This is a genomic window from Methylopila musalis, from assembly GCF_042679725.1.
Lineage (GTDB): Bacteria > Pseudomonadota > Alphaproteobacteria > Rhizobiales > Methylopilaceae > Methylopila > Methylopila musalis.
The window spans coordinates 1-6,468 of record NZ_JBHTMX010000155.1; the positions used below are offsets into that span (position 1 = coordinate 1).

6 protein-coding genes are annotated in these 6,468 nt (G+C 72.2%); 5 read left to right on the forward strand and 1 reads right to left on the reverse strand.

Going from position 1 to position 6,468, the window contains the following annotated elements; genetic code table 11:
• The 5 genes from ACFQ4O_RS13540 to ACFQ4O_RS13560 form a co-directional block, all read left to right on the forward strand.
• Positions 1 to 1,843, forward strand: a 1,843-nt coding sequence (locus ACFQ4O_RS13540) for an OmpA family protein (protein ID WP_378776222.1), incomplete at its 5' end; no start/stop codon positions are given.
• Positions 1,844 to 2,048: 205 nt separating this feature from the next.
• Positions 2,049 to 3,449 (forward strand): APC family permease, encoded by a 1,401-nt coding sequence (locus tag ACFQ4O_RS13545; RefSeq protein WP_378776223.1) that lies wholly within the window; start codon positions 2,049 to 2,051, stop codon positions 3,447 to 3,449.
• A 19-nt stretch (positions 3,450 to 3,468) separates the two neighbouring features.
• Positions 3,469 to 4,410 carry a diacylglycerol/lipid kinase family protein gene (locus tag ACFQ4O_RS13550; RefSeq protein ID WP_378776224.1) on the forward strand — a complete coding sequence of 314 codons (942 nt, stop codon included), beginning with the start codon at positions 3,469 to 3,471 and terminating at the stop codon, positions 4,408 to 4,410.
• Positions 4,407 to 5,273 (forward strand): metallophosphoesterase family protein, encoded by an 867-nt coding sequence (locus ACFQ4O_RS13555; protein ID WP_378776225.1) that lies wholly within the window; start codon positions 4,407 to 4,409, stop codon positions 5,271 to 5,273. The genes ACFQ4O_RS13550 and ACFQ4O_RS13555 overlap by 4 nt, the downstream gene beginning before the upstream one ends.
• A gap of 116 nt (positions 5,274 to 5,389) precedes the next feature.
• Complete coding sequence (locus ACFQ4O_RS13560; protein ID WP_378776226.1) at positions 5,390 to 5,824, forward strand: YqaA family protein; 435 nt, start codon at positions 5,390 to 5,392, stop codon at positions 5,822 to 5,824.
• A gap of 3 nt (positions 5,825 to 5,827) precedes the next feature.
• Here the strand turns inward: ACFQ4O_RS13560 and ACFQ4O_RS13565 are convergent.
• On the reverse strand, positions 5,828 to 6,468 hold a 641-nt coding region (locus ACFQ4O_RS13565), incomplete at its 5' end, for a hypothetical protein (RefSeq protein ID WP_378776227.1).

Genomic DNA, 6,468 nt, shown 5'->3' on the forward strand with positions numbered 1-6,468 from the left:
CGAGCGGCCCGAGCGGGCCGAACGCAGCGAGCGCCCGGAACGGGCGGAGCGGCCGGAACGGGCTGAACGGCCCGAGCGCGCTGAGCGTCAGGAGCGCCCGGAGCGCGCCGAGAGGCCGGAACGTGCGGAGCGCCCCGAGCGTCCCGAGCGGGCGGAACGGCCCGAACGTCCGGAACGCCCCGAGCGCGCCGAACGGCCGGAGCGTCCCGATCGCGCAGAGCGTCCTGAGCGCCCCGAGCGGGCGGAACGGCCCGAACGTCCGGAACGCCCTGAGCGCGCGGAACGTCCCGAGCGCCCGGACCGCGCCGAGCGGCCGGACCGCCCGGAGCGTCCCGAAAAGCCGGAGCGCGCCGAGAGGCCCGACCGTCCCGACCGCGAGGAGCGTCTGCGCGAGCGCAAGGAGCAGGCCGACAAGGCCCGCGAGGAGCGCAAGGAGCCGAAAGAGCAGACCGACCGCAAAGATCCCCCCGCCGAGCGCGATCGCCCGGATCGGCCGGACCGGCGTGACGCGGCTCAGGACGGGCGCGACGGCGGCCGCGAGGACCGGCTTCGCGAACTGCGCGAGCGCCGTGACGAGCGCAAGGAGCAGGCCGACAAGGACCGCAAGGACGCCAAAGACCAGGCCGAGCAGGACCGGCGCGACCGCCGCGATCCGGCAGATCGAGCCCGTGACGACCGTCCGGCCGATCCGCGCGACCGCCGCGACGACGCCCGTGACGACCGCCGCGACCGCGCCGACGAGACCCGCGAGGACCGTCTGCGGGAGCTGCGCGACCGTCGTGAGGACGCCCGCGACCGCCGCGACGAGCGGGACCGCCGTGACGAGGCCCGCGATCGTCGGGACGAGCGCGACCGCCGCGAGGAGGGCCGCACCGCCGATCAGGAGCGGCGCATCAACGATCTGCAGCGCCGCCTTCGCGACGAGCGTCGCGACGCCCGCAGCGAGCAGGACCGCCTGAACGACCGCATCGACCGTCTGCGGGACCAGCGCCGCGAGCGCCGCGAGGGCGACCGGGTGATCATCACCGAGGGCGACCGCACCATCATCCGCGAAGGCGGCCGCACCTACATCCGCCGGGACGAGGGCTCGCGCTTCCGCTACGGCGCGCGCGACTGGCGCGAGGAGCGGCGCGGCGACGAGACCGTGCGCATCTCCGTGCGTCCGGACGGCTCCGAGATCTACACCTATGTGGACGACGACGGCCGCCTGCTCCGCCGCTCGCGCCGCTACCGCGGCGAGGAGATCGTGCTGATCGACAACCGTCCGCGCGGCCCGCGCCCCAGCGCCTTCGTGCCGATCGACCTGCCGCCGCCCGTGATCGACATCCCGCGTGAGGAGTATGTGGTCGACGCCGACCGCGCCTCCTACCGCCAGATCGAGACCGCGTTCACGGCCCCGCCGGTGCGCAAGCTGGAGCGGAAGTACACGCTGGACGAGATCCGCTACAACCCGCCGGTGCGCGACAGCGTGCGCAGCGTGGATCTTGACTCCATCACCTTCGACACCGGCTCGTGGGACGTGCGCGACGACCAGATCACCAAGCTCGAGAACATCGGCCTGGCGATGGAGGACGCGATCAAGAAGGACCCGAAGACCATCTTCATGGTCGAGGGCCACACCGACGCGGTCGGATCCGACGAGGACAACCTGTCCCTGTCCGACCGGCGCGCGGAGGCGGTCGCCGAGGTGCTGACCAAGTATTTCAGCATCCCGGCCGAGAACCTGACCACGCAGGGCTACGGCGAGCAGTATCTGAAGGTGAAGACGGACTCCGCCGAGGAGCGCAACCGCCGCGTCGCGATCCGCAACATCACCCCGCTGCTGCAGACCAGCCAGAACTGACCCCGGACGGCGCCGGCCCCGCGGCCGGCTCCCTCCCCATCGACGAAGGCGCGCCTTGAGGGCGCGCCTGTTTCGTTTCCTCTCCCGCAACGAAAATTCCCATCCGGCGCCCGGCGCCGCTGGTTGCGTTCCCGGCGCGCCCTAGAGTCCTCACGGTGAGGAAACGCCGGCGCGAACGGCGTCCACGAGGGGAGATCGAACCGGCATGAGCACACCCGACGTCGCAGCCAGCGCCGGAGCGGACGGCGAACCCACGCTCGACCGCTCCGTCACGCTGTTCCAGATCACGCTCTACGGCCTCGGCTCCATGCTGGGCGCCGGCATCTACGGCCTCGTGGGCCAGGCCGCCGGCCAGCTCGGCAGCGCGGTGTGGATGGCCTTCGTGGTCTCCATGATCGCCGCCATGCTGACGGGCCTGTCCTACGCCAACGTGGTCTCCCGCCACCCCAAGGCCGGCGGCGCGGCCTATGTGACCCAGCGCGCCTACGGCATTCCGCTGCTGTCCTACGTGGTCGGCCTCGCCGTCGTGTGCTCGGGCCTGACCTCGATCGCCACCCAGTCCAACGTGGTGGCGGCGAGCGTGCAGAAGCTGATGGGGCTCGAGGCGATCCCGGTCTGGGTTCTGGCGTTCGGCTTCCTGCTGATCGTCGCCGGCATCCTGCTGCGCGGCATCAAGGAATCCATGTATTTCAACGTGGTCTGCACCATCATCGAGGCCGCCGGCCTGCTGCTGGTGATCGCAGTGTCGGTGTCCTACTGGGGCGCGAACCCGCTGACCGAGTTCCCGCCCGAGGCGAGCCACAACGGCGAGCTCGGCGCCATCGCCGTCCTGATCATGCAGGGCGCGGTGCTGACCTTCTTCTCCTTCATCGGCTTCGAGGACATGCTGAACGTGTCCGAGGAGTGCAAGGACGCGAGCCGCAACGTGCCGCTCGCCATTATCCTCGCCATGATCGGCGCGACCATCATCTACATGGCGGTGGCGGTGTCGGCGGTGTCGGTGATGCACTGGAGCGAGCTGCCGAAGGAGCTGGCGCTGGTGGAGGTGGTGAAGCGCGCCGCGCCGTGGTTCCCGCCGATCATCCTGTCGGTCGTCACCATCTTCGCGGTGTCGAACACGGCGCTGGTGAACTGGATCATGGGCTCGCGCCTGCTCTACGGCATGTCCCGGCAGGGGCTGATGCCGCAGGCGCTCGGCAAGGTGCATCCCACCCGCCGCACGCCCCATGTGGCCATCCTGACGCTGCTCGCGATCGTGATGGTCCTGTCCCTGCTCGGCGACATCAAGGCGCTGGCGCAGGCGACGGTGCTGCTGCTGCTCACCGTGTTCACCGTGGTCAACGTGGCGCTGGTGGTGCTGAAGCGGCGGCCGGACGAGAAGCCGGGCAAGTTCGAGGTGCCGATCATCGTGCCGATCCTCGGCGCCATCGTCTGCGGCTCGCTGATCGTGGTGCGGCTGTTCCAGTCCGGCGGCGTGGTCGCGCCGGCCATCGCCTTCGGGCTGATCGCGCTGATCGCGGTCATGTACTTCGTCACCGGCGCCGGGCGCGACCAGGAGCGCCTGCAGCGCTTCATCGCCCAGGACGACGCGGCTGCTGAAGCGTGACTCGGGAGGCGCTGCGCAGGTGAGGGTCGCGCTCGTCGTCAACCGCTCCGCCGGGGCTCTGCTCGGGCGGGGCGACGCCGCGGCGGAGATCGCCGCACGGCTGACGGCCGCCGGTTTCGAGGTGGTGGACGCCTCGGACGGCGACGCCGGCGACGTGGTCGACCGCATGGCCCGCGCCCGCGATCTCGGCGTGGACGTCCTGTTCACGGCGGGCGGCGACGGCACCGTCGCCGCCGCCGCACAGCTTCTGGCGGGAACCGACGTGGCGCTCGCGCCCCTGCCCTTCGGCACCATGAACCTGCTGGCGAAGGACCTGAAGCTGCCGCTCGATCTCGACGGCGCCATCGCCGCCATGGCGGGCGGCGCGGTGCGCGCCATCGACGTGGGCGACGTCTCGGGCCGGGTGTTCCTCTGCAACTCGATGCTCGGCCTGCCCTCCCGTCTCGCCGAGCGGCGGGAGAAGGGCCGCGAGAACATGGGCGCGCTCGGCTGGTGGCGCCTGTTCGCGGCCGGGCTGAAGGGGCTCTACCGCTATCCGCCCATGCGGATCGGGCTCGATATGGGCGACGGCCCGGTCACCCTGCGCTCCAAGGCGATCGTGGTGGCGAACAACGCCTATGACGAGGGCTTCGGCTCCGTGCTCACCCGCTCCCGGCTCGACGGCGGCGAACTGGCGCTCTACGCCACCCGCCGGCTCAGCGTCTGGCCGCTGCTGCGCCTGTCGGTGCGCATGGCGCTCGGCGACTGGACGCGGGACGCCGATCTCGAAACCCACCACGTGCGCGCGCTGACGGTGACGAGCCGCCGCCGGCTAATGCGGGTGATGAACGACGGCGAGACCATGCTGCTGAAGCCGCCGCTGCGCTACGCCATCCGGCCGAAGGCGCTGAAGGTGCTGGCCCCGCGCGTGGACGGAGCGGTCGAGCCCGCGCCGCGAGCTACGGAGGACGCGCCCACGTGACCCGGCTGGTGCATATGTCCGACATCCATTTCGACCGGGTCGATCCGGTGGTGGTGGAGGCGCTCCGGGCGGAGATCAACGCCGATCCGCCGGACCTCGTGGTGGTGTCCGGCGACCTGACCCAGCACGCCTACCGCCACGAGTACCAGGCCGCGGGCGCCTTCCTGCGCAGCCTGAACGCGCCCGTGTTCGCGGTGCCCGGCAACCACGACATCACCTACATCCACCTCGCCCAGCGCTTCCTCGATCCTTACGCCCGCTGGCGGCGTTTCATCTCCCGCGAGATCGAACCCACCTGGACCGACGACACCGTGGCGGTGATCGGGCTTAACACCGCCCGGCGCATGGCCTGGGGCTTCGACTGGTCCAAGGGCCGCTTCGGCCTGCGCCAGCTGCGCCGGCTCGAAAAGCGGTTCGCCGCGCTGCCGCCCGGTCTGGTGCGGATCGTGGTGGCGCATCATCCGCTCCACGCCCCCGACAGCGCGCCCGACCTCGACGTGGTGGGCCACGCCGACGAGGCGGTCGCCTGCTTCCGCCGCAACCATGTGCGGCTGGTGCTGGCCGGCCATCTGCACCGGGGCTACGTGCATGTGCACGAGATCGCGGGCGAAGGCCGCCGCCCCATGAAGGTGATTCAGGCCTCCACCGCCACCTCGACCCGGCTCCGGGGCGAACCCAACGCCTATCACCGCCTCACCGTGGACCGGGACGGAAGGGTGGATCTTGAGGTGCGGGCCTGGACCGGCGAGCGCTGGGACGTGGCGCCCCGCCGCCTGCAGGGCGCGCCGCACGCCTCCTGGAGCGAGCGGCCCGAAGTGGCGGAGATCGCCGGCCGCGACGGTTCGCCCGCCGGTCTCGGCTGATGGCGCCGCCGATTAAGCGTGGAGCGGACGCCCGCGCTCGGGCATGAGGACGGACGGCGACCGCAGTCGTCGCCGCCCCGCCCTTGGGCGCCCTCACCCCCGGAGCCTCGCCCGCCATGATCGACGCCGGCGCCTATGGCGGCCTGTTCCTCGCCGCCCTGCTCGCCGCGACGCTGCTTCCCGCCCAGTCGGAGGCGGCGCTCGCCGGTCTGATCGCGCTCGGCCGGCAGCCGGTCTGGGCGCTGGTGGCGGTGGCGAGCCTCGGCAACGTGCTCGGTTCGCTGATCAACTGGTGGCTTGGGCGGCGGGTGGAGCGGTTCAGCGGCCGGCGCTGGTTTCCGGTCTCGCCCGCTGCGCTCGACCGCGCGGCCGGCTGGTACCGCCGCTTCGGCCGCTGGTCGCTGCTGCTGAGCTGGGCGCCGATCATCGGCGATCCGCTCACCCTCGTGGCCGGCATGCTGCGCGAGCCGCTGTGGAGTTTTCTGGCGCTGGTCACGCTGGCGAAGGTGGGGCGCTATGCGCTGCTTGCGCTGGCGGTCTCCGCCGCCTGATCCTCAGCCCCTGACGCGGCGGTGCAGCGTCCAGCACGGCGTGAGCACGCGGGCCTCGAACGACGCTGCGAGCGCGCCTGCGAACCACGGCGTCATCGGCTCCGCCCCCGGCGCCTGCACGATCAGGCAGGTGGGCTCGAACACGGTGTCCGCGCCGGCGAGATAGGCGCGCGCCGCGTCCGCTCCCAGGGGCGAGATGGTGCGGCCCACGTCGTGCACGATCCACGTGCCCACCGCCGGCCGGGCGCCGAGCGCAAGCCCGAACAGATCGACGCCCGACAGCGTCATCACCCGGCCGAACGTGGCCGCCTCGCCGTCGGACAGGCGCTTCAGCGCGTCGTCCACCGTCCGCCACTGGGCGAGGTAGAGCGTGTGGTCCGACAGGCGCACGCCGGGCGCTGCGATCCGGCGCGCCGTCTCGCCCGCCTCGCCCTCGAGGCTCCAGAGCGCGGCCTGCGATTCCTGCGGCCGGAGCAGGCTCTCGGGAACGCGCGCCCCCGGCAGGTAGCGCTCGACCCAGTCGGCCGCGACCGGCGGCCCGAGGCGGTGCAACAGCGATGCGGCGCCGATCTGGAACACGAGCAGGGCGAACACGCCGGCGGTGAGCGCCGCCAGCGCGGAGGCGGTCGCGAGCGTCGCGCCCC

What these genes read in the sequence shown, in the direction of transcription:
- ACFQ4O_RS13545 (WP_378776223.1), top strand. Translation starts at nt 2,049, where the DNA reads ATGAGCACACCCGACGTCGCAGCCAGCGCCGGAGCGGACGGCGAACCC.
- ACFQ4O_RS13560 (WP_378776226.1), top strand. Translation starts at nt 5,390, where the DNA reads ATGATCGACGCCGGCGCCTATGGCGGCCTGTTCCTCGCCGCCCTGCTC.